Here is a 26342-nt window from a genome sequence, read left to right as displayed (position 1 = left end):
ATGGATAATAACAATAATAATCTAAATAAAAAAAACCCGCTAGTAATAGCATTAGGCGAATGTAGAACAGCTTTTTGGATAGTCTTTTGGTTTGCTTTTGTAATCAACTTACTAATGTTAATTACTCCTCTTTACTCACTACAAGTTCTTGATAGAGTACTTGGAAGCGGTAATCTACAAACATTATTATTTTTATCAATAATAATCGCATATATCTATTTTGTTTACGGATTATTACAAATTGCTCGTTCTTTTACACTTATAAAGGTAGGAGAATGGCTTGATAGAACAGTAGCTCCCGTAATTTTTGCTTCTTCAATTTCTGCAGCCGCAACACGAGCAAATATGGGTTCTAGCCAATTATTACGTGATTTTCAAGCCGTCAAAACATTCCTAACAAGTACCGGAATTAATACTTTATTCGATGCCCCTTGGAGCCTTATCTATATTGCCGTTATTTTCTCAATTCATCCATATATCGGTCTTATTACCGTTTTTGGTGCAGTTATCATAGTTTCAACCGCTTTCTTTAACGCTGCCGCTACTAATAAAACGCTCGGTGAAGCTACCGAATTTTCGATAAAAGGTATGACACAAGCCGATATTGCGAACAGAAATGCTGAAGCAATTGAAGCAATGGGAATGATGAAAAATGTTACAAAAAATTGGCATAAATTTAACATATTAGCACTTGATAAACAATCAGTTGCTAGCTATCGTAACGGTGTTATTTCTAACTTTTCAAGGTTTATCCGTAACATAATGCAAATGGCTATTACCGGAGTCGGGGCTTACATTGTTGTAAAATCTCACAGTGCAGATATGACTCCCGGTAATATGATTATGAGTTCTATCATAGTCGGTAGAGCTCTTGCTCCTTTCGATAATGCTATTGAGTTATGGAAAAGTATGAGCGGTGCTATTAAATCATACAAAAACATTAATAATTTATTTAACACTTATTCTTCTAGAGATGAATCGATGCCAATTCCGAACGTTGATGGTCATCTTACTGTTGAAAATATTTATTATGCTCATCCTATACCGAAACATTTATCCCAACCTCCCGTACCGAAATATATCTTAAAAGGCGTTAGTTTTGCAGTACAGCCGGGCGAAGTTTTAGCAATTATCGGTCCTTCGGCTACAGGAAAATCAACTTTAGCTAAAATCATAGTCGGGGTATGGAAAGAATCATCAGGTTCCGTACGTTTAGATAGTGCTGAAATTTATCGTTGGAATAGAGAAGATTTCGGTAGACATGTTGGCTATCTTCCTCAAGGAATAGAACTTTTTAGCGGTAGTATTAAACAAAATATAGCTAGAATGGAAGAAGATGCCGATCCGCAAAAAGTTATTGAAGCAGCTAAAATAGCCGGAGCTCATGAAATGATATTAAGATTCCCTAACGGTTATGATTCTGATATCGGTCCTGCAGGCTCTAATCTATCAGGTGGTCAAAGACAACGTATTGGGCTTGCTAGAGCTTTTTACAGCAATCCAAAACTCATCATTTTAGATGAGCCTAATGCTAATTTAGATGAGGCAGGTGAAGTTGCCCTTGCAAGTGCCTTAAAACAAGCAAAACTTAAAGGAATAGCAGTTCTTGTAATTTCACATAGACCATCCGTATTATCCGTTGTTGATAAAATTCTAATATTACAGGATGGAGCAGTTGCAGTTTATGGAACGGAAGAAGAGATTCAAAAACACTTTAAAACTTTAAAAAGCGGCACAATTCATATTAATAATTAATAATGTCATATCATCACTGATTGGCATTGCCCGCGTGGCTTCCAAATCGTCATTGCGAGAAGCGAAGCGACGCGGCAATGACGAAAAACACCAATAATAATGATTAAATATTATGCAGGACTTAAAACACAATAAACCTCAAATTACTCCGGAACAATTGAAACAATTATTGTCCTTACGCGAAGATTCATTAAACCTTAAAGGTCAAAGTTCTAAACATAAAGCTTTAATAAATACTACATTAAAGAAAACCTCTCACGTTATAGAGTTCTTATTAGTAAAGCTTGACAGGTTTGTTAATTTTACTACCAAAAAAACAGATAAAGATCGTAATAACGTAGCACAAGCTGCAAGGTCACCTATACTTTTCGGTATTTATGTTATTATCTTTTTAGTATTAATAGGCGGATTATGGGCAGCTCTTGCCCCTCTTGATAGCGGTGCTGTAGCTGTCGGTATCGTAATGCCAAGCACAAATAAAAAAACGATTCAACATAATGAAGGTGGAATAATCAATGCTATTTACGTTAAGCAAGGTGACAAAGTCAAAGAAGGCGATAAGTTAATAGAGCTTGAAGAAACTAGAATAAAAAGCGAACATGAAAATATTCTTGGTCAGTACCGTAATTTTTTAGCAACTGAAAATCGTTTAATTGCCGAACGTGATAATTTAGAACAAATCGAATTCTCTGATTTTCTAATGCAGGATATAAATTTACCGGAAGTAGCTAAAATAATTCATACACAGGAAAATTTATTTAGATCTAGAAAAGAAGTATATAATTCAGAGAAAGATGCATTACATCAAAATATTGCTCAACTTGAGAAAAAAATTGAAGGTTTAGAAGCAAAAAAAGTTGCCGCTTCCAAAACTGCTGAAGTTTATCAAGACCGTTTAAAAGCTTTGAGAACGTTAAAAGAAAAAGGCTTTGTACAAAAAGCAGCCTTATTAGACCAAGAAGCAAAAGTTGCCGCTTCAAAAAGCGATGTTGCAACAACTGAAGCCGAAATAGCAGGGATACGCCATGCTATTACCGAAACTCAAATTAAAATTATAAATCAACAAAATAAATATACTGAACGGACTTTAACAGAGCTTCGTGAAGCTCAAGTACAAACAGCCTCTCTTAAAGAAAAATATAATTCCCTGACGGATTCACTTAATCGTGTAATAATAAGATCACCTGTTGACGGTATAGTTAATAATTTAAAATATCATACAATAGGCGGTGTTATAAGTCACGGACAACCTATTATGGAAATTTCACCAATTAATGATCCATTAATAATAGAAGCAAAGGTATCTCAAAAAAACATTGACTCAGTACATGAGGGACTAGTTGCAAAAATACGTTTCAGTGCATTTAAATCAAGAACGACTCCAACATTTACTGGTAAAGTAGTAAGCATATCGCCCGATATCGTACAAGATGAAAGACAGCATCCGGGACAACAACAAGATAATTATTATGTTGCAAGAGTTGAAATTGATATGGATGAATTTAACAAAGTTGCTAAAGTTAAAAATCTTGAGCTACATCCAGGTATGCAAGCTGAGGTACAAATCGTAACCGGTACTAGAACACTACTTAGATATTTACTTGATCCCGTTACTGATACTGCATTTAAAGCTTTCAGAGAAAAATAGATAATTTGAAAATTTTAGGTTAGATAACTTTACGGAACCTAAATATTTTGTAACAATATTTATTAAAAAATCTTAATCCTTTATTGACTTTTAACCAAAAAAGTATAGATTATTTCTTAATCTAATTATATATATAAGGTTATGTTAGGCTATGAAAAAGAACAAAGAAGTTTAAATAAAGAACAAAAACAAGCTGTCAGATTACTTTCTATAGGTACATTTCTAGAGTATTTTGACCTTATGTTATATGTGCATATGGCGGTGCTTTTAAATAATTTATTTTTTCCGGAATATGATCCTTTCACTTTTTCGCTGCTTACTGCTTTTTCTTTCTGCTCTACCTACTTGTTAAGACCTATAGGAGCATTAATATTCGGATATATAGGAGAGATCATTTTGGACGTAAGATTGTAGTTGTTTTAACTACTCTATTAATGGCTATTACTTGTGTGATTATAGGCAGTATGCCAACATATGCACAGATAGGTATAACAGCCTCTTGGGTTCTTACTATATGTCGTATAATTCAAGGTATGTCGGCAACTGCAGAAGCACGAGGTGCAGAGCTGTATTTAACCGAAAATTCATCTCCTCCTATACAATATCCATTAGTAGCAATTATAACCGTATTTTCTGCCGTAGGCACGACGGTAGCACTAGGTATTGCATCAATTTTTACTAATCAAAATATTTATCAACATGAATCAAATTGGCGTATAGCCTTTTTTGTTGGTGCAACTATTGCTTTTGTAGGTACTATTGCGAGGACTAGTTTAAAAGAAGCAGAGGCATTTTCAAATAAAAAAAATAAATTAAAACTAAGACTTCAAGAAAATAATATTACGCTTGAAGAAATTGACAAAGATATTCTAGATCAAAAAGTTCCAAACGCCACTTCTATTTGGTATTTCTTTATCCAATGTGCTAGACCTCCGTGTTTTTATTTCGTGTATATATATTGTGCTGATATATTAAAAAGAGAATGTGGTTTTACTCCGAATCAAATTATAAATCAAAATTTTTGGGTATCTATAATAGATTTACTCGGTATTATCGGTCTTGCATTTATTAGCTATAAAATCCATCCTTTAAAAATCTTAAAGGTAAAATTATATCTATTTTTTACCTCCCTCATTTTTTTCCTATAATGTTAAATTATAACCCTACTCCTTTATATATTTTTATTTTTCAATGTTTAGCTGCATTATTTGTATTTGATCACGTACCGGCAGCTCCTATATTTTATAAATATTTTCCGGTTTTTAAGAGATTTACATATACTAGTATGCTAAGTGCAATAGCAAAATTATTTACTTATATTATAACGTCATTTGGTTTAGTTTATATTACCAATTATCTAGGATATTGGGGATTATTTTTAATTTTCATTCCGGTAGGTATAACTTTCTTTATGGGAGTAACTTATTTTGAGAGAATGGAAAAGAATCGAAATTTATAATTTATTAAAAGTAGAATTTATATTAAACTTTAAATTATTTTTATAACATTCAGCATATATAAGCTCTGAAACTGAAGGTATTTCAAGTATTTCACTTAACACTAAAAAGCTTTTTAATGTCTCTTTAATTATTTTATGAGCTTTTTCAGGCGATTTTGCTTCTAAAGTTTGTAAATTATGTATTCTATCAAAAAGTTTTATAAGAGCAGTATCGTATCTTTTTTGTTTAATTAATAAAATAAGACTTTTTGCACTACTTATTTTTCCACAAGATTTAATTCTAGTTAGACCTTCTACATGCCTTGCTACTTCTTCATCAAAAATGTTACTAATCATTTCTTCAGTAAGTTCAGTATCTTCAATAGTGTCATGAAGTAATGCAGCTTGTAGCATTCTAAAAGTAAAGAGTTTAGGCACTTCTTTTGCTATAAATTCTGCTACCATAATTGTTACTGCGATTGGATGAGAATAATAAGGATCACCCGATTGACGCATTTGCTCACCATGATATTTACGAGCATAATAAATACCTTTTTTAACTTCTCTAATATCAACAGGTTGTTTTACTTGGGTATTTAAAAATAAAAGCCTTTCGATTAATTTATTTGAATATTTACAGTTTTTAAAATTTTTTTCCCAATATTCTATATCTTTCATAAAATCTCCCAATTACATATATATTATTTTATTGGTTTTTCTTATGATTATTTTTTATATTTTCTTTTTAAAATCCAATATTTAATAATTTTTCTATTTTTAATGCTAAAAAATAACTATATATTAAAAATAGTTTTTTACAAAGATTTATATGTCATCCTTAACTATTACCTATATTTTTCTCATTACAACAATCTTAATATCTTTATTTTGTCGTGATAAAAGACCTGCATATTTAGGCATAGGAATAACGGTTTTAGCTGCTTTATACCAAGGCATAATAAATATTATAGGATTTAGTACACTAATTGTTTTTGCCGCTATTACTTATATCTATTTTAATTTACAACTAAACAAACTATTAAAAACCTTATTATTTATATCTATTGCAGTTTGTTTTACCGCTTTTGCTTTCCATAAAGTTCTTAGGTTTTTTAATATAATCGCTATTAATAAAATACAATTATCGGAATCATCTATACCGTTTACCATGTATCTAAATTTTGATAAGGTAATGCCGGCTTTAATAATTTTCTCTCTAAGCGATTTATATATTTTAGAGAAACAAGAAAGTAGCGACACTATAAAATATACATTACTATCTTTATTACTATGTATAGCAATAATTATGGTTCTATCTTTATAAGCGGTTACGTCTTATTTGAACCTAAAATTCTAAGCATATTACCGATATGGGCAATTAATAATTTCTTTTTAGTATGTATGGCTGAGGAAGTATTCTTTCAAGGGTTTTTACAAAGAACATTCCAAAATCTTTTACCGAACCGGCAAATTTTAGCTGTTATTATAGCATCTTTAATATTTGGGGTCGCACATTTTCAAGGCGGAATAATATATATAGCCTTAAGTACTATATGCGGTTTTTTCTATGGTTATACATATTACAAGACCAATAAAATATTATGCTCTATGATAGTCCATTTTGGTCTAAATCTATGCCATTTATTGTTATTTACTTATCCTGCTCTTAAAACTTTATGAAATAAATGTAATTTTAATAGACAAAGTTATAGAGTTTTTTTATTTATAAATAGTAAACATAATAACTAAGTTTTATGAACAAAGACATCCCTACGGATTTATTACCTTCAGAATATGAGTTAGCAAGCTCTAGTAATGCTGCTTTGACTCTACTTTTAATGGGAGCAACTTTATTATTCTTGATAGGTTATTGCTGCTACTGTTGTTTTGATAATGAGCGAAAAGATATGGGGCTTGAATTAATCGGTGACCACCTCGAACATGATGAATAATATTTTTAAATTATTTCATGGTTCTTAATGTCATTCCTGCGTAGGCAATTATAGTGCTGGATTTTTACTTTATGTCATTCCTGCCTACGCGGGAAAGCATTGTTACGTAGACCGGTAAAACCTACTGTGTCACTACGTGGCTTGCTAACTAGGTCTATAAAAACAATAAAAAATACTAATAATTTTAGTATTTTTAACTGAATCCCGTGATCAAGCCACGGGATGACATAGGTGAAAATGATCCACGCAACAATACCTCCTCGCAATGACGATTTGGTATCCACACAGGCAATACCCAGCCTACAATTTACTTGGATCAAAGCTAAAATTAATCTCTTTCCAATGGTTAAAACGAGCAGGATCAAGATTTTCGATAGGGCTTGCTTGCCATACCGCTCTAATTGCATTATCCGCTAAAGCTTCACAAACACTAGCCGGAATATTAGGACAAATTCTTTCTTTAACCTTTGCCTGTTCAACATTACCTGCTTTATCTAGCGTAATACTAATAATGACTTTTACCTTATTATTACCTCTAACTCCTGCCGGTACATTACTCCAATGTCTCTCAATTTGTCTTTTTATCAAAGATGTTTCACTATCGGAAAGAGGCAGCCCGTCTGTATAAACACCTTTAGCTTCTTTTGCATTATCAACTTTTTTTGATCTTTGATGCTTATTGGATTTTACATTATTTCCTTCCGAAGATTGCTCTAAATTCTTCAGTAAAGAATCAAGCTCATCGGTTTTAGACTCTTTTTTCTTTACCTCTTTAGGTTTCTCTGCCGGTTTCTTTTCCTCTTCTTTAGGCTTTTCTTCCTTTACTTCTTCTTTCTTCTCAGGTAACGCTTCTTTTGCTTCTTCAGGCTTTGGTTCTTCTATAGGTTTTTTCTCTTCTATTTTAGGCTTTTCTTCTATGGTTTTAGCCTCAGGCTCTTTTGCTTTTTCTTCTTTAGGTAAATCTTGTTGCGGTTCTTCTTCTTTGGGCTTACTTTGCTCAGATTTTTTAGCATCCTTGTTTTCTATAGGAGCTTCTTTCTGTTTTGTTTGAGTGATAATATTTGATTTATCGCTAATCGGTAGCATTTCAAAGGTTATAGTTTGCTCTTCCGGTAATTTTTCAAAAAGTGACGGCATACCGAATAGAAAAAAGTACAAAAGAAAAGAGTGTAGAGCAATAGAACAGCTAAGGAAAACCATAAAATTATCCCTATTTTTTTGATCATTACTTTTCATTATTTTTAATATTTGAAATAAGAGCTACACGAGAAAAGCCAGCAGCATGAATTTCGGCAACTATCTCTACCACCTGCCCATAAGAAACATTCCTATCGCCTCTTACAAAAATTCTAGCATCCTTTTTTTCTTTAGTGATATTTGCAAGCTTGTCGGTTAAATATGTTCTCTCTATAGGAGTTTCAAGTAGAAAAATTTCGCCTTTATTATTGATAGTAACAACCAAAGGCTCATCCTGACCTGAGATCGGGCTTGAATTTGTCTCAGGTAAATCCACGTTTACTCCCGAAACAAGCATTGGAGACGTAATCATGAAAATAATTAATAGCACAAGCATCACGTCAACAAGCGGCGTAACGTTAATTTCGCTAACTACAGCTCTTTTACTTTTTCTATTACTTCCAGCAAGCTTTATAGCCATTACATTTTCTCCTGATCAATTGCCTTAGAAAGTATAGAATTTAACTCGCTACTAAAATCTTCAATCTTATTATTTATAAGAGTAATAAGGGAAATAAGATAGTTATAAAAAATTACTGCCGGAATAGCTGCAAACAAGCCTATTGCAGTTGCAAGTAACGCCTCAGCAATTCCGGGAGCTACTAAGGCAAGAGAAGTATTTTTTGAAGTAGCAATCGATTGGAAGCTGTGCATAATTCCCCAAACAGTGCCGAATAAACCTACGAAAGGAGCACTTGACCCAACGGTTGCCAGGAAGCTTAAATTCTTCTCAAGCTTTTCGACTTCCCTATTTTGAGCTAAGTACATTGCACCCGTTATACGCTCTTTATGGTTGTTTTTTAACGCATCGGAAAGCCCTTTAGTACTTAAACTCTTACACTCATCCATAGCCGAGACAAATATCAAAGCTAGCGGATTATTAACCGACCTTTTTATACTTTCATATAATTGTTCTAATACTCCACCAGACCAAAATACATTTTCAAAACTCTTCATTCTTCGCTGAACTTGTGCTAGCTTAAATATTTTATCCAAAATAATAGCCCACGACCAAATGGAAGCAATAAGCAGCATCAACATAACCGATTTACCGATAATGTCGGATGAACTTATTAAAGAAAAAATCGACAAATGATCTTGCGTAACAATTTCTAAGCTATCGCTAATATTATTAATATCCGTACTCATAATTTCCTTGATAAATGATAGACGAAGTTTAATTTGGAAAAAATCAAGGCATTTTGAAGCTTTTAACCGCAGCGTACATTATTTAGTACGTGAGGATTAAAAGTAAAAAATAACGTAGCCAATTTTTCAAATTAAACGAGTATATAAAATAATATATTCATATTTTACTTTTGTCATTAAGTTATGTGAAAAATTTTCGTCATTGAGAGGAAAAACTGTAAGTTTTGATGAAGCAATCTCAGGAGTTTGTTATTATTTCATGAGATTGCCACGACCACTTTGTGGTCTCGCAATGACGATATCTACCTTTGGTTAGCAAATATCTAAACCATTAATTTAATATCTCTTGACTTATCTCAATTTTTCATATAAAGTGCCGCTCTTAAATTTAATCTAGAGTTGCACATGAAATTAACCGAATATTTTAAAAAACTTGAATCTATAGCTTTTGGTCCATGGCTTAATAAATATAAACAATTATTTACCTTAAAAGAATTAAATACTGAGATGTTTGACATAATCATCCAAGCTCAAAAAAATAAAAAACATTATAATAAAGAATTAGTGATATTATCTAATGACGTTATTGAAAGAGAGATAGGAGAGGATATAAAGCAATCAGAAGTTGCTGTTATTTTTTCTTCAGATCATAGAGAAAATTTATATTCTATATTTACTTGGTTAACTAACTTTTAGTTAGAACAATATTCTAGATTTATATTAAATCTTCCCAAAGATTATAAGGATTATAAAGATTATTTTTTTCAAGAAGAACAACAAGGCGGATATTCAAAAATCAAAGCTTTTAATGATGTTCAAGATAAAAAATGGTTAGCAAGGAAATATTTCAATTTATCAAAGCATGAACCGGCAAGTAATTACTTATTGTTTCAAGAAAATACTGTAAAATTACAAAAATATTTAGAATATCCTTATGAATATAATACTGCAATTTATAAATCTGAATTTCTAGGCTCAGATAGCTATTCTAATTATTCTTGTGATAAGATATAAAAATTATATAATAAAATAATAATTTATTAAGGAGGCCAATATGCTAAAATCCGAAAATACACAAAAAATCCGATAAAGCTCCTAAAGTTATACGTGAAGACATTTTTTTTAGACCTTATGGCCTCCCATCTTATTCTATTCGCTATATGGATGACGGCACGACTATATATAGTGAATCTGAATCACTTTATTCTAATGATAAAGTTAAAGTTATAGGTCATGATGCCGGATATTTTCATAAATATTTTGCCGGATTTGGGTTTGAATAGATATTACTTTGTAAGGTAGTTTAGCTCTTCAATGTCATTCCCGCGTAGCTTTGTTGCGTGGATCGAAAAATCCGTTCGGTGTCACTACCGTGGCTTGACCAAGGGGTCCAATTAAAAATACTAAAATTATTAGTATTTTTAATTGGACCCCTTGGTCAAGCCTATAGTACCGGACATTTTTTTAAAAGATCCCGATGTCATCCCCGCGAAAGCGGGGATCCAGACTAAAAATCTTTAATTTTAAAGATTTTTTATTACATAGTTTTTGTAAAGTAAAGCTTTTAAAAAAGCTTTATTTTAGTGGATTCTCGCCGTTGCTGGAATGACATAGAACAAAAATTGTCCGGTACTATAGGTCAAGCCACAGGGTGACAATAAAAAAATCAATACATTTATTTCTAACTAAACATTCGCTATCATTTTAAATTAAAAAATCTATTGTCTTCTTAAACTCCTTTGTTATTATTTTAGAATAGACCTCTTGCATAACGTAGCTAATAAAGAGGAATCCCTCCGGAAACACGGAACGCAGAACCGCAGCGTACATTTAAGTACGTGAGGATGCGAGTCTAGGCTTGACGCACAAATTACCCTTAGAAACAAGTTATGCAAGAAATCTAATAGTTCTTAAGCCCAACTAATGCTAAACTATATTCATGAAAAATACAGAGCCTTCAATTGCTTTTAAGCTTAATATTGCTGAAGTTAATAACACCCCCAATATATTATCACAAACTAGTATAAGAAATTTTAGACAAACTACTCTTGGACTTGATGTAGAAACAATAGATAAAAACTTTTTATGTATACCTACTGTTGATGCCGCTATAGAAGTAATACACTATAATATTGGGACATTTAGATAGCGAAAAAGCTATAAGTAGCATGAAATCTAAAGAACTCAAGCATTCACTAATGCAGCGATTAATATATAATTATTCATATGAAAGCTACAGAAATCATGAATTGTTAAAAAAATATGAAATAAATAAAAATGCCGGCTTTTTTGAATATAAATTAGACAGTGAATACATGGACGGGATACCGGATAAAATCATTCCTATAACACCTGATACGCTAACTAAAATTCAAGTAATGTGTTCTGCTTTTCAATGCAGTATATTAAATAGACACGATGAAACTGCTAAAGAGATATTTAAATATATAATTACAGAAACAAATTTATATTTTAATAACTTTGCAGAAGAAACTGAACAATATATCAAATTTGCAGAATATATACTTCCTGTGCTAAAACTTATTGAACCGGAATCTCAGCTTAAAATTATCCAAGCACTAGTACCGTATATAAAATTCAGCTTGGATTTATCAGGTAAATTCTCTGATTTATTAATAGAGAATAAGAATTTTTGAAGAAGCAAAAGCGTTACTTGAAGAATCTATGTTTTCGTTCAATAATAATATTGAAAATCAGGTTTTAGTCCAGTGGTATTATAGAGCAGGTCGTGCTTATGAGGAAACCGGAAGCTATGATATGTCCACTAAATGTTATGAACAAGCCTTTGGGCTTCTACCCACACATCCGACAGCCCCCTATCATTTATGGGCTAATTATAGAATACAAGGCGAATTTGATAAAGCTAACGATTTAATACAAGATGTGCAGGTAGAATATATAAAACACATTCTAGAAATGTTAACTAATCCATATAAAATTTCTTATGAGAAGTTAGCTTTAATTTAAAAAAATACCTTAGTTCCTTTTTATTTATCAATATATGACGGCTGCGAATACATGGCTTTTTATAACAAAATTTCCAATAAACGAACAATTACAAAAAAACAGCAATCAATATTAACCGACAAACTAAAAGCAATTAGTGATGCCTCACTAACGTTCTCACTCGCTGTATGTAGTAAGCAATTTAAAACGGCTTCTGATATTTTCAATAAAATGCCTGAGCATCAAATAAATTTGTATGAAAAAGCTATCACAAAGGTTCGGAGTTACGTGGCCCCAAATTATATATTGCCTCAAAATAATACTCTGAAGCCCGATGAAAAAGCAGAACTTCTTAATGCTGTTAATACCTCTTTAATAGCAGATAATGAGACTAAATTAACTACTGAAAAGTCTGAAAAGATTTTCCAAAATGTTGAAGATGCTTTACAAAATGATGATGGTAATGAAAGCACTTTAGAAATCGGAATAGTTACCGCCCTATTAAATAATAATCAAACAAAAGTACAAGAATACGCAAATAAATTAAGCTTAGAAAAAAAAGAAGAAATTATTGCAAGCTATTCTCCTGATAAGAAGCAAATAGAAAGTTTAGAACAATTAGCCCATCAATATGATGCAAAAAAAATTCATCAATATTATCAACTAAAAAAGAAACACGAATTTTATTTAGCCATTCAAAAGATTACTCATTTTAATAATAATTCTTGGAATATTAAAGAAGAACAAATTAAAATTGATAATCAGGTAAGAGAAGGCACAGCTATATTACTCGGTAAATATAGAGGATTTGATTGTTACGGTACAATTTCTAAAAAAATCTATAATATTTTTGATGAAAGTAAAATTATGTCTTTTGTTTTTGCTTTAAAGAAAGGTATAACACATCATACACACGGAGTAAATGGCGTTAAACTTATTAAGAACAATGTTTTTGAAGCTAAGTGGGACTGTGATGATAGACTATTTACAAATATATTATATTTTAACAAACAAGGGTTATTATTAAAGTTTGATGAGTATGGTAACCATGCTGAAGTAAAAAAGTTTATTAGCGGTAATCATTTGGAGTTTTATAATGTGGAGTGATTAAATTTTCATCGTCATTGCGAGGAAATTACGTAAGTAATTGTACGTCCGTAATCTCAGGATATTTGACGAGATTGCCACGCAGCCTATGGCTGCTCGCAATGACGATAGGAGGAGCGGCTAAAGTAGCGATGCATGCCGGTCTTGGCGGAGCTTTTGCGGCTGCTAGCAGTAGTGATGTCGGTATAGGGATGTTGGCCGGCGGTATGGCTGAGACTTTAAGCGGTCTTACTTCTTCAGCTAATATAGCTCATGCGTTTTCAGGAACAGGTCCAAGCGGCACGGGTCTTAGCAACTGGATCGACACCGCAGTTGCATTCACCTCTGTGCTTGCCGGCGGCTCAGCACGCGACATCAGTACCGCTACTACTGTTTCTTCGTCAGTGGTGGAGTATAATGCTCAATTACATCAAGAACACCGAGATATAATATCTGCAGCAAATAGAAGCGACTCGGCAGAAGAGAAAGAAAAGCTTGAGAATGCTATGCTTGCGATAAGAGAAAGGCAAGTAGGAGTATTATCGACTGATAAAGATTACGCCGAAATAAATCGTAGAGTAAATCTTGGAAGAGAGGATATTGAGTCACAAGAGCATATCTGGAAAGTAGCGAAAGAATTAGGAAAAGAACAGAGGTTAGAGAGAAGCAGTTATGAGATATTAGAGGATAAAGCAGCAGAATATGATAAAGCCTATTTTAGAATGGAAGGAATAGGTAAACTTGGGGGTGGAACATATACTGCAGTACAAAGTACAATAGCTGGATATGCGATATCAGAAGTAGGCTTCCCTATGATAGGTGTTGGTATAGCTGGAGCCGGAGTGGCTTCTGGATATAATTTAGCAGCTGAGGGAAATAATCAATTATGGTGGGGAAGTACGCCGCATGTACCAACAAGAGGAGCAAGGGTGCTTGGTAGTTTAGATAGAGAGCAACCAACATTTTTTGAAGAGAAAGCACCTAGTTTAGCAATAAACATTAGCCAAGTAATAATGGCAAATATGTTAGGTAGATTCAGGCTATCCCATGAACAAGCAATAACAAAATATGCTGCAAATCTTAGATTAGTAGTGCAAAAAATAGTTCAAGGCGGAAAAGATTTAAGAAAACAAGCTGCGGAAATTAGCGGTTCAATTAAGCATAATGCTATAAATGGGTGGAATACGAGTACAAAATATGTAAGTGATAATGTCGAAAAAGTACAAAAAATTATAAACCTAGGCAAAGCGGCTGCGAAGACGAGTGAGGAAATAAGCGGTAATATTGCTCGTAAATATAAGAAATACGATACCGGTCTTGAGCAGGTACAAAATAAAATCAATGAAGCACAAAACACTATTGACAGTATAATTAATGATTATACAAAATTAAATAAAATTACTAAAAAATCGGTTGCAAACCAAAGTAATGCAATAAAATAGGTTAATGAAAATGCAGCAATGAGTCAAAGAGCCAAAAACTATGAAGATTCAGTGGCAGGAGCACGTAAAGGACAAGCACCTGCATTAGATATTTTACCCAAAGTGGTAAATTAAAAATTGTAAAGTTTGATGGAGTAGATCAATCTGTTCTTATAGACAGAAAATTAGCAATAGCAACAACAGATAAAACTAAAAATCAAGCTATAAGACAATCTCAAGCCTTGAGAGAACATAGCCTTAAAGGTATATGGGAAGCACCGAGTGAAGTTCAAGCTTCAAGAGCAAGAAAATTACTTCAAGAACTAGAAATTACAAACATCAAAGTGAGGGTTATCAATGAGCCAAGTATCAAATAAACATTTAATTAAAATTATAGTAGAAGTGGTGGTATCTTTAGAATTTTGTAGTGATGATATGATAAATCAGGATTATGCAGTTCAAATTATGGAAAGTATAGCCGCTGAATTACAGTTAATGAATAAGAAACAAAAAGAGGAGTTTATAAAAATAGTAGAAGAATTATCTCATAATTATATAAGTGAGAAAAAAGAATTTGTTAAACAATTATGTGAAAATTTAGGACTTATAGAAAATTAATTAAGACGTATAATTGATATACATTTGCCGCAGGAATCAGCAGCGGAGTAGCGGCAGGATTGAGCGACTTTGCCTCGAGTGTAGTAATAGGGTCGGCAAATAACGGCGGTAATCTTGTTAAGGGAATTAAGTCAGCGACAAGTAAGGAAGCATTAAAGTCGCTTGGTAAGAATATGCTAGCAGCCGGTGTTATTTCGCGGGTAATGGATAAGACAAAGTTCGGTGATATTGCAAAGAAAGTAAAGGAAATCGGGGTAGCAGGACGTAACCAAGCGATATTTGAGAGGGTGTTACTATGTACTGGAGTAAATACTGCAATAATGGAGAGCATTCAAAACCAGGAGGTAAAGTAAAATTTTGCTAATAAATATTTAGCTTCTTTCAAAAAGATATTGTAAATTGGTATTGTGGCTGAAAAATATGTTTTCCTCAGTTTGACGTAACCGATATATTTAGTTTATATGTCTAGCAATATAGAGATTTATCAATTCAAATTACGTCATCTATATTTAATGAACAATGCCTAAAACTTAAGATAATTTAATAGCAGAACTTAAATAATCATTACCGTATTTCTCAATATAATCATCATATTTACCTTTAAAATCAACAATATTTTTCCTATGGGAAATAGCAATAATTCTTGTTGCGATGGATTTTGCAAAATCACGATCGTGCGTTACTAATATTACCGTACCCTCAAAATCAATTAAAGCTTTTTTAAGGGCTTCTCTTGACTCTATATCAAGATGTTTGTCGGTTCATCGAGAACTAAAATATTACTTTTTTCTAGCATCATTTTAGCAAGTAATAACCTTGCACCCTCACCGCCGCTTAGGCTTAAAATATTTTTATTTACTTCATCACTACGAAATAATACTTGTCCAAGCGTATTTCTAATAGTATTTTCCGTTTCCTTTTCAGATTGCTTTTTTAGGCAATCAATAATACTAATATTTTCATTAAGTAGCTCATGATGGTCTTGAGCGAAATAAGATATTTGTTATTCATATCCCCACTCATAGCTACCTTGATCTGTTGATATTTTATTCATTAAGATTTTTAACAAAGTAGATTTACCGATACCGTTTGCACCGATAATAATAATTTTTTCTCCTCGTAATACACTAAAGCTCACTTTATTTAATATTTGCTTATTCTCAAAATCTTTAGTTATTTGATCGATTTTTAATACTAATTTTCCTGAATTTCTTAGTTGTTTAAATCTAAATAACGGACTAATTCTTGAAGATTTCTGTATATCCGGTAATTCTATTTTCTCTAGCTGCTTTTCTCTAGAGGCACTTTGCCTTGCTCTTGTTCCGGCTCTAAATTTATCAACCCAAGCCTGCATATTTTCTATTTTCTTTTCTAAGAAATTTCTCTCGCTTAATTTTTGAGCAGCTATTATCTGCTTTTCTTGAACAAAATTATCATAATTTCCTGTATATAGTTTTATCTCTCCATAATCTATGTCTAAAATATCCGTTGCGACATTATTTAAAAAAGCTAAATCATGCGATATAAAAATTAATATTCCTTTAAACGAGTTTTTTAAATAATTCTCAAGCCAATATATTGAAATAATATCTAAGTGATTTGTTGGTTCATCGAGTAGTAAAATATCCGGATTATTAAATAGACTTTGTGCAAGTAAAACACGAAGCTTATAACCTCCTGATAACGCAGAAAGCGGTTCGTAATGATATTTTTCGGCTATTCCAAGACCTACAAGTAAACTAGATGCAAAAATTTCAGCGGTATAACCATCATTATCGTATATTATTTGTTCAAGCTCACCAAGCTTATACCCATCTTCATCGCTACATTCTTGTCTATTTAATATCTCTTCTTTTTCCTGTAAAGCTTTCCATAGCTCCTTATTCCCTGCTATTACCGTATCTATAATTTTAGTATTTTCATAAAGAAATTGATCTTGTTTTAAACAACCTACTTTAGAGTTTTTAGGTATGTTAATATTGCCGAAAGCCGGCTCTTCTTCCTTAGTTAAAACTTTGAAAAAAGTTGTTTTACCTGCTCCGTTAGCACCTACTAAACCATATCTTTTATTATTTTTAATATGCAAATTTACATCGGTAAATAGTATTCTTGCACCATAACTCATGGCTAAATCGTTTATAATAATCATATTTTTAGATGTCGTGGTTAAATGGTGTTATTGCATAGACACCTAATCATCATTGTAAGCGACTGCAGGTCTTGTTACATGACTCGGAAAATACGTAAGATGTCATACCGTGGCTTGACCACGGTATCCAGAAAGACAACTAAAAATATCAATAATATTGATATTTTTAACTGGATCCCGTGAATAAATCACGGGATGACATCTGTTTTGCTGATCCATGCAACAAAATCGCAGTCGTAGTACTCGCGTGACAATCCAAAAAAATAATAAAAAATCTTATTTCTTCAACAACTCAAGAACTTTTGCAAAATCTACTATATATTCTTCTTCTTTTTCTAAATCTTTAAGTTTGAGGCTATTATTTGCTTGTTCTTCGTCACCTATGAAAATAATAAATTTAGCATTTTCATTAAGAACGCGTTGCATTCTTTTAGCTATTTTACCGGTAGGTTCTATGATAGTAATAATATTTTGTAAGCGTAATTTATCTACAATTTCTAAAGCATAACAAATATTATTTTCGCCTATAGGTAATACAAATACCGGCTTAACTTCAGATATATTATATTCCCGCATTAAAGCAATCCGCTCAATACCGGCAGCAAAACCGATAGCCGGTACATCATCGTTATTACCCATGATTTTAGCAAGCCCATCATAACGTCCGCCGGCCAAAATAGTAGATTGGCTCCCTAGCTTTTTCGTAGTAAATTCAAAAGCAGTATGGCAATAATAATCAAGCCCTCTAACCAAACGTGGGTTTATAGTATATTCTACGCCTAAAATATTTAGATACTTTAGTAATTCCTCAAAATATTCTTTAGACTCATCAGTGTAATATTCAGATAAAATCGGAGCTGCAGCTACTATTTTTTGATCAATTTCGCTTTTAGAATCAAGAATCCGCATTGGATTTTTAACCAGCCTTATTTTGCTTTCTTCCGATAATTGATCTTTAAAATCATTTAGATATTCTACCAGTTTTTGCTGATAAATGCTTCTTGATTCGCTGCATCCAAGAGAGTTAAGCTCTAAGATAGTATCCTGCTCTACTTCAAGGGCTTTAAGTATATCTACGGCTAACTTCAAAGTTTCAGCATCGGTAACAGCACCTTTAGCACCTATATATTCATAATTTAATTGGTGGAATTGTCTTTGACGCCCTGCTTGCGGTCTGTCATAACGAAAAACAGGACCGGTAGAGAAAAACTTTAACGGTAACTTATGTTGTAGTCCGTTTGAGATAAAGCTTCTTATAACACCCGCCGTGAACTCAGGTCGTAATGCTACGGAATCATTGCTCTTATCTAAAAAACTGTAGATTTCTTTACTGATTACGTCAGAGCTTTCACCCATCGAGCGGTTAAAAACCTTGGTATACTCAAGTATTGGGGTACTCATTTGCTTATAGCCGTACAATACTCCAACATCCCTTGCTTTGTTAATTATATAGTCGTGGACTTTATAATCATCCGGCAAAAGATCTTTCATTCCTCGGAGTGGTTGCAGCTTTTCAATCATTTGGTTAATTTCGTGGTTTTGTTGTACCTCTCTTATGTCATTCCCGCGGAAGCGGGAATCCAGAAAAAATAGTCTTAATAGTGACAAAATAAACCTAAAAAAACAAGTTTTTTGTCGGTTTTACTGGATTCCCGCTTTCACGGGAATGACATAAAACGATCCATGTAACAATGCCTTCAGTCGCCTAGTTCATGACAACTCGGATATCCTATAATAAACGAAAAGTAAGTAGACGACGCCAATTTTTCAAATTAAACGAGTATACCTAATTTTGCTCTTTTTTCATAAAGAACGATCTTACAATATATAAAACAAATATCGTAATAAACCAATATATTAATGCACGACCCGCCGTTAATAGATTAAATTCACCGTCATATATTTGAATAAATAGTAAATATGCACAAGCAATTAAAATAAATGGTACGATAATAAATACTAAAGGACATTTGAAAGGTCTTTGAGCATCAGGTAATCTTATCCTAAATAATACCACTATTATTGTAACGGTTATATAATCAATTAATGCTCCCATTGAAGTTAATTGAGTTAATAATTCCGTAGAGCAAAATCCTCCAAGGATAGCAGCTAAAGAAGCAAATATTATAATCGTAATATACGGGCTATCATATTTTGGGTGCAATTTTGCAAAACTTTTCGGTAGTAAACCGTCACGTGCAATAGCATAAAAAATACGAGAAGTACCGTAAATATTCATCATCAACACCGTCATCATACCACAAACCGCACCAGTTGCAACAATAGCAGAGCCAATCTTGCTATTATTGATAGTTAAAGCATAAGCAAGCGGTTGATCGTTATTTAACTGATCAAAAGGTGCAATACCGGTCACAAGCCCTGCCATTGTTACATAAACTATAGTAGTTAGAACAAGCGAGCCGATAATACCAATCATTATATCACGCTTTGGATTTTTACATTCCTCAGCTGCAGTTGCAATCGTTCCAAAACCTGTAAAAGCTAGGAATAAAATAGATGCACCTACTAAAACATTACTAAAACCGAAAGGCATAAAATTGCTCCAGTTAGTAGCATTGAAATGAGGAGCAGCAGCGAGTACAAATACAAATATTGCAGCCATTTTTATGAAAACTAAAATTGCATTTAGTCTCTTACTATCTTTAGTACCTAAATATAAAATAAAGCCGATAAATACCGAGATTAAAAATGCCGGTAAATTTATTATACCGCCGTTTGTCGGTACGGTAGTTAATTCTTTCGGTAAATTAACTCCGCCTGCCGCTAATATTCCTTGTACGTAACCCGACCAGCCTGCAGCTACTATTCCTGCAGCAACACCTAGCTCTAATATTATAACGCTACCGATCATCCAAGCAAATACTTCACCAAATGCAACATAGGAGTAAGTATAAATACTTCCGGAAGTTGGAAGCATTGCAGCAAGTTCGGTATAAACAAGTGCTACGAAAATACAGGTAATACCGGCAATTGCATAAGATACCATTACTGCAGGGCCTGAATATTTAGCAGCAATTATACCGGTAACGACGAATACGCCGGTACCAATCATTGCACCAAGACCCAGTAATATTAAATCGAATGCTCCAAGCGTCTTGCTAAGCCCACTTGAGCTACCTATCTCTTTTACTGATTCAAAACTTTTCTTCTTAAAAAAACTCATTAGTTTCTCCTGTTTTAGTGAGCGATATGTCATTCCCGCGTAGGCGGGAATCCAGAAAAATAACCTTAATATAGTACAACCATCACATCTTTAACAAAACAAGCATATAAAAACAAGTTTTTATATGCTTTACTGGATTCCCGCCTACGCGGGAATGACAATAATCTACCTTATATCCCTAGTAATCCATCCGCCGCCGAGTACTCTTTCGCCAGCATAAATAACGCATGCTTGCCCAGGGGCAACGGCTTTTTCTTCGGATAAAAATTTTACTTTCATTTTATCATCGTCGAGTTTGCTTATTTCGGCTAGACGAGGCGGTCTTGTCGAACGAATTTTAACTTCTACTTCTAGCTTTTCATTATCTTTAATCTCATCTGCAAGCCAGTTTATGTCTTTAATTATAAACTCCTGCACATGTAATGCAGACTCCGGTCCTACATATACTATATTGTCCTTAGGATCAATCTTTACTACATATAAAGGCTCGTTATAAGCTATACCAAGACCACGACGTTGCCCTATAGTATAATTAATTATACCGCTATGCTCTCCTAGCTCAAACCCGTTTACATGAATAATTTTGCCGCTTTCGCTTGCTCCCGGACGTATTTTATTTATTACACTCTTATAATTTCCATTAGGTACGAAGCAAATGTCTTGGCTATCGGGTTTATCTGCTACCTCAAGCCCAAATTTACTAGCAAGCCTACGTGTTTCATCCTTAGTAAGCCCTCCAAGAGGAAAACTTAAATATTCCAATTGCTCTTTAGTAGTAGTAAACAAAAAATAACTCTGATCTTTTGCCGGATCAAGTCCCGTATGTAACTCCGCCCCGTGATCACCGTTTATTTTTCGTACGTAATGACCGGTAGCAAGCTTGTCTGCTCCAAGCTCTTTAGCCGTTTTAATTAGATCCCTGAATTTCACCGATTTATTACATTGCACACATGGAAGCGGGGTTTCACCTTGTAAATAGCTATCAACAAAATTATCTATTACCGACTCTTTAAACTTACTCTCATAATCAAGTACGTAATGGGGAATACCTAGCTTATTTGCTACCATTTTAGCATCGTAAATATCCTGACCAGCACAACAAGCATTTTTTTCCCCTACTGCCATACCGTGATCATATAGCTGCAAGGTAATACCTATAACATTATGTCCCTGTTCATGCAACATTGCGGCAACCGCCGAACTATCAACCCCGCCTGACATTGCGACAACTATAGTAGACTGCTTATCCCCTAAATTAATCATACCAACCTTAAACAAACAGTAAATTATACTAAATTTATAATTAAATTACAACACTATCTTTTAATATATTAAAACGCTATAATCTGCGTTGTTTAATAATTATCAATTAGTCATGATCTACTGTCACCCCGTCCGTGGCGGGGCCACGGTATGACACCGAATGCGTTTTTCGATCCACACAACAAGACATGTAGCTTAAAAAATTAAAAATCATATGTTATTTAAAATATTATACAAAACGATTATTACATTAGCTCTAATTTATTTCGTACTGATTATCTTAGAATATGCACGCCAAGGTTTTATTAATGATTCATCATTACAAAAAGTAGATTTATCTATTCAGAATTCTATAAAAGAGCCTATTTATTTAGTTTCTTATGCCGACGGTCCGGAATATGTTTATCGTAATCAAAATGCTACTACTCACTATGCGATTAATAAAGGTATAGATTTCATATTTAACTATAAGAAAAAGCATATAAATCAAGCATTTATAGAAAAAAATCAAGAAATTTTTAATGAACCAGCAGGAGCGGGGTTATGGCTATGGAAACCTTATATTATACTTGAAACAATGAAAAATGCACCGGAAGGAGCTATTATAGTATATTTAGATTCGGCTTTTGTTATTAAAAAGCATATCGGTAATTTAACGAATCTTTTAGGCGATAATGATATCTTACTAGTACATGATCGCGATCGTAAAAACGGTAGTTTTGTTAAAGGCGAAACCTTTGCTTTAATGGATTGCTTGAGCGAAGAATGTAGAAATAACGATCACATTTGGAGTGCCGTTATTGTTGTGCGTAATACCGAGCTTTCTCGTTCTTTTATTGAAAAATGGCTAAAAAATTGTGAAGATATTAGAATTCTTTCAGGCAAAGATTATAATATTCATCCTAATTACGATGAATATAAATGGCATCATTCCGACCAATCGGTACTTAGCCTTATATATCACAAAAATCCACAATCGGTTAAGGTAATAGAATATGATGAAACGACACCTTTCTTATCTTGGTTTCACCGTAAATATTCAAATAGCTCACCGTTAAAGCCATGGTATAGCATATACGGTATAGAACCTATAATTAATTTTAATACTAACGGCAAAGTTCTACCTTCTACCGCTCTTATAAACACTCCACTGATTGTTAGACTTCGTAAATGGGTTATCGAACATCAATGATGAGCTTTGCCTGTGTGGCACTTGAAAAACGCTCCGTTGTCATACCGTGGTCAAGCGAACTAGGTGACAGCTATACTTCAAGAAATGAAGAGTTGGTATACGAAGCTCAATTTGGAAAAGAGCAAGGAGTCTGTAAGCCGAGGACCGCAGCGTATACTTAATACGTGAGGACTGGAGGACTTACAAGACGACGTAGCCAATTTTTCAAATTCAGCGAGTATATAGCTCTCTTACTTTAAAGAAGCTATAAGATAAGGTAAGTACTTTAATGTCTTGCATTTCAGGATCAAGCTCAAAATCTTTATCTATATAAAATGTAACCGGCATTAAGACTTTTTCACCGGCTTTTAATAATTGTTCTTCAAAACAAAAACAATGAATTTTTACGAAATATTTTCCTGCTTTATTTGGAGTAACATTATATACGGAAGTACCTATTATATCGTTATTGCTTAGATTTTTCGTTTCATAGAATACTAGAGTATTCTGCCCCGGAACAATTTGGACTCTTTGTTGCCTTGGAATAAACCGCCAAGGTAAATCTTTATCAACATTAGCATCAAACTCGATAATTATAGGTTTAGTGCCTTTTACCTTAGAATATACACTCACCGTTTCTTTTGCAGTAGTACCGCCATATCCCGTAACTTTACAAAATAAATTATAGATAGGTACGGAAGCAAAACTTAGTAATACCATACTAATTATTAATCCCAACAAGGAAAAGGCTAAATTTTTATTGGATTTTTTAGACATTATTTGATTTTATTTAAAAATACTCTAGAAAAAGTTTATTTTAGATCATATATGTGTTAGTATAAAGAAAAATAGTAAGGTTGGTATGACTAATAATATTAATGCATTAGCAATTTCTAGCGAATCAGGATTTTATAGCTACTTACAGAAAATCAATAAAATTCCTTCACTTACGCAAGAAGAAGAATTTTTATTAGCGAAATCCTATTTAGAAGAAAATGATTTACAAGCTGCACATAAATTAGTAACTAGCCATCTTAAGCTTGTTGCAAAAATTGCAAACGGCTATAGGACTTACGGTCTTCCTATTACCGAATTGGTTTCAGAAGGTAATATAGGTTTAATGCAGGCGGTAAAAAAATTCAATCCCGAACTTGGTTTCCGCCTATCAACATATGCGATGTGGTGGATTAAAGCAGCCATACAAGAATATATATTAAAATCTTGGTCATTAGTAAAGATGGGAACAACGGCTGCACAAAAAAAATTATTTTTTAGCCTTAATAAAATTAAGCATAAAATTACCAATTTATACTCAAGGGCTATTACTGCCGACGATTTCGTACAAATAGCAGATGAGTTAGGCGTTTCGGTTAATGAAGTTTCCGAGATGAATACTAGAATTTCAGGTCCTGATTTATCGTTAAATAACCCTATAAATAGCGACGATGCAGAATCAGGAGAATTAATAGAATTATTACCGGAAACACGCCCTACTCCCGAAACTATAGCTATTAATAAGCAAGACTCTACCGGTAAAAGGAAGTTACTATCAAATGCTATGAAGATTTTAAATGATAGAGAACTTCGTATTTTTACAGAGCGTAAATTAACGGATACTCCTAAAACTCTAGATATTCTAAGCAATGAGTATAATATTTCTAAGGAACGTATTAGACAAATAGAGAATACGGCTTTTGAAAAAATAAAAAAGTTTATCTTAAACCATAGTGGTCAAGTGGCTTAGCATTCTTACTCGTCATTGCAAACGGGTGTTGTTGCGTGGATACCCAAACCGTCATTGCGAGGAGAATTGCGTAGTAATTCGACGAAGCAATCTCAGGAGTATTATTTCATGAGATTGCCACGCTCCTTTTAGTCGCGGTGTTGTTGCATGGCTCGCAATGACAATAATGACAAAAAAATCAATTCAGCACTCCTGACCATTCAGGATCAGAAGCATCCGCCGGTGTTATAATTTCTCTTTCATTATGACCTGTTAGGTCAATTGCAAAAATTTTATTTTTCCCCGGAGCTTTAGCTCTCGACGGCCAACCTTTAGCAAACATAATAACTCGTCCATTAGGCGACCAACAAGGGCTTTCTACTAAATATCCGCTTGTTATTATTCTTTCACTATTCTCATCATCTTGGGGGCATGCTTTCATAATTCCGATATTAAAAGTTTTTCCTTCAGCTCCTCTAGTAATTTTAGTGAATGCTATATAGTCTCCTCTAGGCGACCAACTAGGAGCAGTGTAAGAACCTCCACCGAAACTAATACGTTGAACGTCACTTCCGTCCGAATTCATGATATATAATTGAGGCACACCGTTTCTATCAGAATTATACACAATTTTTTTACCGTCCGGTGAATAGCTAGGAGAGGTATTAATACCGAAGCCATCAGTTAATTTATGAAGCCGTTTAGTAGCAAGGTCAATTTCATAAATATGCGTCGAGCCGTTTTTAGCTATCGACATTACGGCTTTTCTACCGTCCGGTGAAAATCTAGGGGCAAAAGATATACCGGAAAAGTCACCTACTACGCTTTCTTTACCTGTTTTTAAATCCTTTTCATAAACAAGAGCTCTTCTTTTAGTTACGTATGAAACATAAAAAATCTTATCCGCTGAACGAGCAAATCTTGGGGTTAATACTAGTGACTTTCCATTGGTAAGGTATTTATTATTAGCCCCGTCATAATCCATCAAAGCAATTCTTTTTATTTTCGGTAAAGAAGTGCTTTCCGATACATACACTATTTTAGTATCAAAATAACCGGCATCACCGGTAATTTTTTCATAAATTTTATCGGCAATTTTATGTGCTGCTCTTCGCCATAAATTTTCCGGTACTTCAAGAATTTCGCCGGCAAGCTGTTTTTCAAGCAACGTATCCCATAATATAAAGCTAATTTTAAGCTTACCGCTTTCTAGTTTTTTAACTTCACCGTTTACTAAAAGGCTAGCATTAATTTGACGCCATGCAGCAAAAAGCGGTTTATATTCTATTCCTGTCTTCTCTTCTATAAAAGATGCAGAGGAAATAGGACGAAATAACCCCGAAAGCTTTAAATCATTAGAGATAACTTTCACCACATCGTGACCTACTACGTCATCAGCAGAACTATCGGCATTAAACTTATTAACTGCTATAGGCGTAGGATCAGCTCGCCCATGCTCAATATTTATTGTTTCAAGTGCATAACCTTTAAAGCTAAATAATAGTGATAGTATAAAATATATAATATTTCTCACTAAAAATACTCCTTATTTATAATTAACGTCATTGCGAGCGGGCATTGC

27 protein-coding genes and 6 pseudogenes are annotated in these 26342 nt (G+C 33.4%); 21 read left to right on the top strand and 12 right to left on the bottom strand.

The genetic code is table 11. The annotated features are described in order from the left end of the window. The 3 genes and pseudogenes from ACE38Q_RS01215 (at nucleotide 1) to ACE38Q_RS01205 (ending at nucleotide 4862) form a co-directional block, all read left to right on the top strand. Nucleotides 1-1755: a type I secretion system permease/ATPase gene (locus tag ACE38Q_RS01215; RefSeq protein WP_500189772.1), complete on the top strand. Its 1755-nt coding sequence runs from the start codon at nucleotides 1-3 to the stop codon at nucleotides 1753-1755. Nucleotides 1756-1867: 112 nt separating this feature from the next. After that, nucleotides 1868-3403: an HlyD family type I secretion periplasmic adaptor subunit gene (locus ACE38Q_RS01210; RefSeq protein ID WP_500189771.1), complete on the top strand. Its 1536-nt coding sequence runs from the start codon at nucleotides 1868-1870 to the stop codon at nucleotides 3401-3403. 141 nt (nucleotides 3404-3544) lie between these two features. Then, a pseudogene (locus ACE38Q_RS01205) lies at nucleotides 3545-4862 on the top strand (MFS transporter). On the opposite strand, the pseudogene ACE38Q_RS01200 reads toward ACE38Q_RS01205, so the two are convergent. Beyond that, nucleotides 4813-5519 (bottom strand): annotated as a pseudogene (locus tag ACE38Q_RS01200) (HD domain-containing protein). The pseudogenes ACE38Q_RS01205 and ACE38Q_RS01200 sit on opposite strands and share 50 nt — an antisense overlap. A 151-nt stretch (nucleotides 5520-5670) precedes the next feature. On the opposite strand from ACE38Q_RS01200, the gene ACE38Q_RS01195 reads away from it, so the two are divergent. From ACE38Q_RS01195 to ACE38Q_RS01185, 3 genes are all read left to right on the top strand, one after another. Continuing rightward, nucleotides 5671-6165, top strand: a complete 495-nt coding sequence (locus ACE38Q_RS01195; protein ID WP_500189770.1) for a hypothetical protein — start codon at nucleotides 5671-5673, stop codon at nucleotides 6163-6165. Next, nucleotides 6132-6521 carry a CPBP family intramembrane glutamic endopeptidase gene (locus ACE38Q_RS01190; RefSeq protein WP_500189769.1) on the top strand — a complete coding sequence of 130 codons (390 nt, stop codon included), beginning with the start codon at nucleotides 6132-6134 and terminating at the stop codon, nucleotides 6519-6521. The genes ACE38Q_RS01195 and ACE38Q_RS01190 overlap by 34 nt, the downstream gene beginning before the upstream one ends. A 74-nt stretch (nucleotides 6522-6595) precedes the next feature. After that, nucleotides 6596-6793 (top strand): hypothetical protein, encoded by a 198-nt coding sequence (locus ACE38Q_RS01185; RefSeq protein WP_500189768.1) that lies wholly within the window; start codon nucleotides 6596-6598, stop codon nucleotides 6791-6793. A gap of 74 nt (nucleotides 6794-6867) precedes the next feature. On the opposite strand, the gene ACE38Q_RS01180 is transcribed toward ACE38Q_RS01185, so the two are convergent. The 4 genes from ACE38Q_RS01180 to tolQ are packed head-to-tail and all read right to left on the bottom strand — an operon-like array spanning nucleotide 6868 to nucleotide 9178. Further along, nucleotides 6868-7077, bottom strand: coding sequence for a hypothetical protein (locus tag ACE38Q_RS01180; RefSeq protein WP_500189767.1), 210 nt, complete (start codon nucleotides 7075-7077; stop codon nucleotides 6868-6870). Nucleotides 7078-7093: 16 nt separating this feature from the next. Next, entirely contained in the window at nucleotides 7094-8029 is a 936-nt protein-coding gene (gene tolA, locus ACE38Q_RS01175; protein ID WP_500189766.1) for a cell envelope integrity protein TolA, read from the bottom strand. Then, complete coding sequence (tolR, locus tag ACE38Q_RS01170) at nucleotides 8019-8450, bottom strand: protein TolR (protein WP_500189765.1); 432 nt, start codon at nucleotides 8448-8450, stop codon at nucleotides 8019-8021. Before tolR ends, tolA begins: the two co-directional genes overlap by 11 nt. Then, nucleotides 8450-9178 carry a protein TolQ gene (tolQ, locus tag ACE38Q_RS01165; RefSeq protein ID WP_500189764.1) on the bottom strand — a complete coding sequence of 243 codons (729 nt, stop codon included), beginning with the start codon at nucleotides 9176-9178 and terminating at the stop codon, nucleotides 8450-8452. Before tolQ ends, tolR begins: the two co-directional genes overlap by 1 nt. 405 nt (nucleotides 9179-9583) lie before the next feature. Between tolQ and ACE38Q_RS01160 the strand changes: the two genes are divergently transcribed. From ACE38Q_RS01160 to ACE38Q_RS01105, 12 genes and pseudogenes are all read left to right on the top strand, one after another. Continuing rightward, nucleotides 9584-9874 carry a hypothetical protein gene (locus tag ACE38Q_RS01160; RefSeq protein WP_500189763.1) on the top strand — a complete coding sequence of 97 codons (291 nt, stop codon included), beginning with the start codon at nucleotides 9584-9586 and terminating at the stop codon, nucleotides 9872-9874. Between the two features lie 189 nt (nucleotides 9875-10063). Then, nucleotides 10064-10192: a hypothetical protein gene (locus ACE38Q_RS01155; RefSeq protein ID WP_500189762.1), complete on the top strand. Its 129-nt coding sequence runs from the start codon at nucleotides 10064-10066 to the stop codon at nucleotides 10190-10192. 40 nt (nucleotides 10193-10232) lie between these two features. Beyond that, nucleotides 10233-10461 (top strand): annotated as a pseudogene (locus ACE38Q_RS01150) (hypothetical protein). Between the two features lie 472 nt (nucleotides 10462-10933). Beyond that, nucleotides 10934-11078, top strand: a pseudogene (locus ACE38Q_RS01145) (palindromic element RPE1 domain-containing protein); the annotation flags it as partial. 39 nt (nucleotides 11079-11117) lie between these two features. Beyond that, entirely contained in the window at nucleotides 11118-11327 is a 210-nt protein-coding gene (locus ACE38Q_RS01140) for a hypothetical protein (RefSeq protein ID WP_500189761.1), read from the top strand. A gap of 19 nt (nucleotides 11328-11346) precedes the next feature. Continuing rightward, nucleotides 11347-11835, top strand: a complete 489-nt coding sequence (locus tag ACE38Q_RS01135) for a hypothetical protein (RefSeq protein WP_500189760.1) — start codon at nucleotides 11347-11349, stop codon at nucleotides 11833-11835. Between the two features lie 28 nt (nucleotides 11836-11863). Then, nucleotides 11864-12166 (top strand): hypothetical protein, encoded by a 303-nt coding sequence (locus ACE38Q_RS01130; protein ID WP_500189759.1) that lies wholly within the window; start codon nucleotides 11864-11866, stop codon nucleotides 12164-12166. Nucleotides 12167-12217: 51 nt separating this feature from the next. Next, nucleotides 12218-13252, top strand: a complete 1035-nt coding sequence (locus tag ACE38Q_RS01125) for a hypothetical protein (RefSeq protein WP_500189758.1) — start codon at nucleotides 12218-12220, stop codon at nucleotides 13250-13252. A 101-nt stretch (nucleotides 13253-13353) separates the two neighbouring features. Continuing rightward, entirely contained in the window at nucleotides 13354-14673 is a 1320-nt protein-coding gene (locus tag ACE38Q_RS01120; RefSeq protein WP_500189757.1) for a hypothetical protein, read from the top strand. A gap of 221 nt (nucleotides 14674-14894) precedes the next feature. After that, entirely contained in the window at nucleotides 14895-15029 is a 135-nt protein-coding gene (locus ACE38Q_RS01115) for a hypothetical protein (protein ID WP_500189756.1), read from the top strand. Beyond that, nucleotides 15010-15270 (top strand): hypothetical protein, encoded by a 261-nt coding sequence (locus ACE38Q_RS01110; RefSeq protein ID WP_500189755.1) that lies wholly within the window; start codon nucleotides 15010-15012, stop codon nucleotides 15268-15270. Before ACE38Q_RS01115 ends, ACE38Q_RS01110 begins: the two co-directional genes overlap by 20 nt. A 59-nt stretch (nucleotides 15271-15329) precedes the next feature. After that, complete coding sequence (locus ACE38Q_RS01105) at nucleotides 15330-15623, top strand: DUF637 domain-containing protein (RefSeq protein ID WP_500189754.1); 294 nt, start codon at nucleotides 15330-15332, stop codon at nucleotides 15621-15623. A 386-nt stretch (nucleotides 15624-16009) separates the two neighbouring features. Here the strand turns inward: ACE38Q_RS01105 and ACE38Q_RS01100 are convergent. The 5 genes and pseudogenes from ACE38Q_RS01100 to mnmA all read right to left on the bottom strand — a co-directional run. Further along, nucleotides 16010-16690: pseudogene (locus ACE38Q_RS01100) on the bottom strand (ATP-binding cassette domain-containing protein); the annotation flags it as partial. Between the two features lie 237 nt (nucleotides 16691-16927). Further along, nucleotides 16928-17419 (bottom strand): annotated as a pseudogene (locus ACE38Q_RS01095) (ATP-binding cassette domain-containing protein); the annotation flags it as partial. A gap of 276 nt (nucleotides 17420-17695) precedes the next feature. Further along, nucleotides 17696-18940, bottom strand: coding sequence for a histidine--tRNA ligase (gene hisS, locus ACE38Q_RS01090; protein ID WP_500191185.1), 1245 nt, complete (start codon nucleotides 18938-18940; stop codon nucleotides 17696-17698). Between the two features lie 265 nt (nucleotides 18941-19205). Next, nucleotides 19206-20603 (bottom strand): amino acid permease, encoded by a 1398-nt coding sequence (locus tag ACE38Q_RS01085; protein WP_500189753.1) that lies wholly within the window; start codon nucleotides 20601-20603, stop codon nucleotides 19206-19208. A 165-nt stretch (nucleotides 20604-20768) separates the two neighbouring features. Continuing rightward, nucleotides 20769-21866, bottom strand: coding sequence for a tRNA 2-thiouridine(34) synthase MnmA (gene mnmA, locus ACE38Q_RS01080; RefSeq protein WP_500189752.1), 1098 nt, complete (start codon nucleotides 21864-21866; stop codon nucleotides 20769-20771). Nucleotides 21867-22080: 214 nt separating this feature from the next. Here mnmA and ACE38Q_RS01075 point away from each other — a divergent pair, with 214 nt between their 5' ends. Further along, the gene (locus tag ACE38Q_RS01075) at nucleotides 22081-23058 is read left to right on the top strand and encodes a hypothetical protein (RefSeq protein ID WP_500189751.1); all 978 of its coding nucleotides are present in this window, start codon (nucleotides 22081-22083) and stop codon (nucleotides 23056-23058) included. Then, nucleotides 23037-23219 carry a hypothetical protein gene (locus ACE38Q_RS01070; RefSeq protein WP_500189750.1) on the top strand — a complete coding sequence of 61 codons (183 nt, stop codon included), beginning with the start codon at nucleotides 23037-23039 and terminating at the stop codon, nucleotides 23217-23219. Before ACE38Q_RS01075 ends, ACE38Q_RS01070 begins: the two co-directional genes overlap by 22 nt. A gap of 49 nt (nucleotides 23220-23268) precedes the next feature. On the opposite strand, the gene ACE38Q_RS01065 is transcribed toward ACE38Q_RS01070, so the two are convergent. Beyond that, entirely contained in the window at nucleotides 23269-23814 is a 546-nt protein-coding gene (locus ACE38Q_RS01065) for a cytochrome c oxidase assembly protein (RefSeq protein WP_500189749.1), read from the bottom strand. An 85-nt stretch (nucleotides 23815-23899) separates the two neighbouring features. Between ACE38Q_RS01065 and rpoH the strand changes: the two genes are divergently transcribed. Next, nucleotides 23900-24781, top strand: a complete 882-nt coding sequence (gene rpoH, locus ACE38Q_RS01060) for an RNA polymerase sigma factor RpoH (RefSeq protein WP_500189748.1) — start codon at nucleotides 23900-23902, stop codon at nucleotides 24779-24781. A 178-nt stretch (nucleotides 24782-24959) separates the two neighbouring features. On the opposite strand, the gene tolB is transcribed toward rpoH, so the two are convergent. Continuing rightward, nucleotides 24960-26294, bottom strand: coding sequence for a Tol-Pal system beta propeller repeat protein TolB (gene tolB / locus ACE38Q_RS01055; protein WP_500189747.1), 1335 nt, complete (start codon nucleotides 26292-26294; stop codon nucleotides 24960-24962). Nucleotides 26295-26342 lie beyond the last annotated feature (48 nt).

This window comes from Rickettsia endosymbiont of Thecocarcelia acutangulata (assembly GCF_964263195.1).
In the GTDB taxonomy this organism is placed as follows: domain Bacteria; phylum Pseudomonadota; class Alphaproteobacteria; order Rickettsiales; family Rickettsiaceae; genus Rickettsia; species Rickettsia felis.
The sequence above is the reverse complement of the archived record's forward strand: the minus strand, read 5'-3'. Positions and strand labels throughout refer to the sequence as shown.

Bases quoted from the DNA above. Each gene is read 5' to 3' on its own strand.
- ACE38Q_RS01215 (WP_500189772.1), top strand. From the start codon at position 1: ATGGATAATAACAATAATAATCTAAATAAAAAAAACCCGCTAGTAATA.
- ACE38Q_RS01210 (WP_500189771.1), top strand. From the start codon at position 1,868: ATGCAGGACTTAAAACACAATAAACCTCAAATTACTCCGGAACAATTG.
- ACE38Q_RS01195 (WP_500189770.1), top strand. From the start codon at position 5,671: ATGTCATCCTTAACTATTACCTATATTTTTCTCATTACAACAATCTTA.
- ACE38Q_RS01190 (WP_500189769.1), top strand. From the start codon at position 6,132: ATGTATAGCAATAATTATGGTTCTATCTTTATAAGCGGTTACGTCTTA.
- ACE38Q_RS01185 (WP_500189768.1), top strand. From the start codon at position 6,596: ATGAACAAAGACATCCCTACGGATTTATTACCTTCAGAATATGAGTTA.
- tolA (WP_500189766.1), bottom strand. From the start codon at position 8,029: ATGAAAAGTAATGATCAAAAAAATAGGGATAATTTTATGGTTTTCCTT.
- tolR (WP_500189765.1), bottom strand. From the start codon at position 8,450: ATGGCTATAAAGCTTGCTGGAAGTAATAGAAAAAGTAAAAGAGCTGTA.
- tolQ (WP_500189764.1), bottom strand. From the start codon at position 9,178: ATGAGTACGGATATTAATAATATTAGCGATAGCTTAGAAATTGTTACG.
- ACE38Q_RS01160 (WP_500189763.1), top strand. From the start codon at position 9,584: ATGAAATTAACCGAATATTTTAAAAAACTTGAATCTATAGCTTTTGGT.
- ACE38Q_RS01140 (WP_500189761.1), top strand. From the start codon at position 11,118: ATGAAAAATACAGAGCCTTCAATTGCTTTTAAGCTTAATATTGCTGAA.
- ACE38Q_RS01135 (WP_500189760.1), top strand. From the start codon at position 11,347: ATGAAATCTAAAGAACTCAAGCATTCACTAATGCAGCGATTAATATAT.
- ACE38Q_RS01130 (WP_500189759.1), top strand. From the start codon at position 11,864: ATGTTTTCGTTCAATAATAATATTGAAAATCAGGTTTTAGTCCAGTGG.
- ACE38Q_RS01125 (WP_500189758.1), top strand. From the start codon at position 12,218: ATGGCTTTTTATAACAAAATTTCCAATAAACGAACAATTACAAAAAAA.
- ACE38Q_RS01120 (WP_500189757.1), top strand. From the start codon at position 13,354: ATGACGATAGGAGGAGCGGCTAAAGTAGCGATGCATGCCGGTCTTGGC.
- ACE38Q_RS01110 (WP_500189755.1), top strand. From the start codon at position 15,010: ATGAGCCAAGTATCAAATAAACATTTAATTAAAATTATAGTAGAAGTG.
- hisS (WP_500191185.1), bottom strand. From the start codon at position 18,940: ATGATTGAAAAGCTGCAACCACTCCGAGGAATGAAAGATCTTTTGCCG.
- ACE38Q_RS01085 (WP_500189753.1), bottom strand. From the start codon at position 20,603: ATGAGTTTTTTTAAGAAGAAAAGTTTTGAATCAGTAAAAGAGATAGGT.
- mnmA (WP_500189752.1), bottom strand. From the start codon at position 21,866: ATGATTAATTTAGGGGATAAGCAGTCTACTATAGTTGTCGCAATGTCA.
- ACE38Q_RS01075 (WP_500189751.1), top strand. From the start codon at position 22,081: ATGTTATTTAAAATATTATACAAAACGATTATTACATTAGCTCTAATT.
- ACE38Q_RS01070 (WP_500189750.1), top strand. From the start codon at position 23,037: ATGGGTTATCGAACATCAATGATGAGCTTTGCCTGTGTGGCACTTGAA.
- ACE38Q_RS01065 (WP_500189749.1), bottom strand. From the start codon at position 23,814: ATGTCTAAAAAATCCAATAAAAATTTAGCCTTTTCCTTGTTGGGATTA.
- rpoH (WP_500189748.1), top strand. From the start codon at position 23,900: ATGACTAATAATATTAATGCATTAGCAATTTCTAGCGAATCAGGATTT.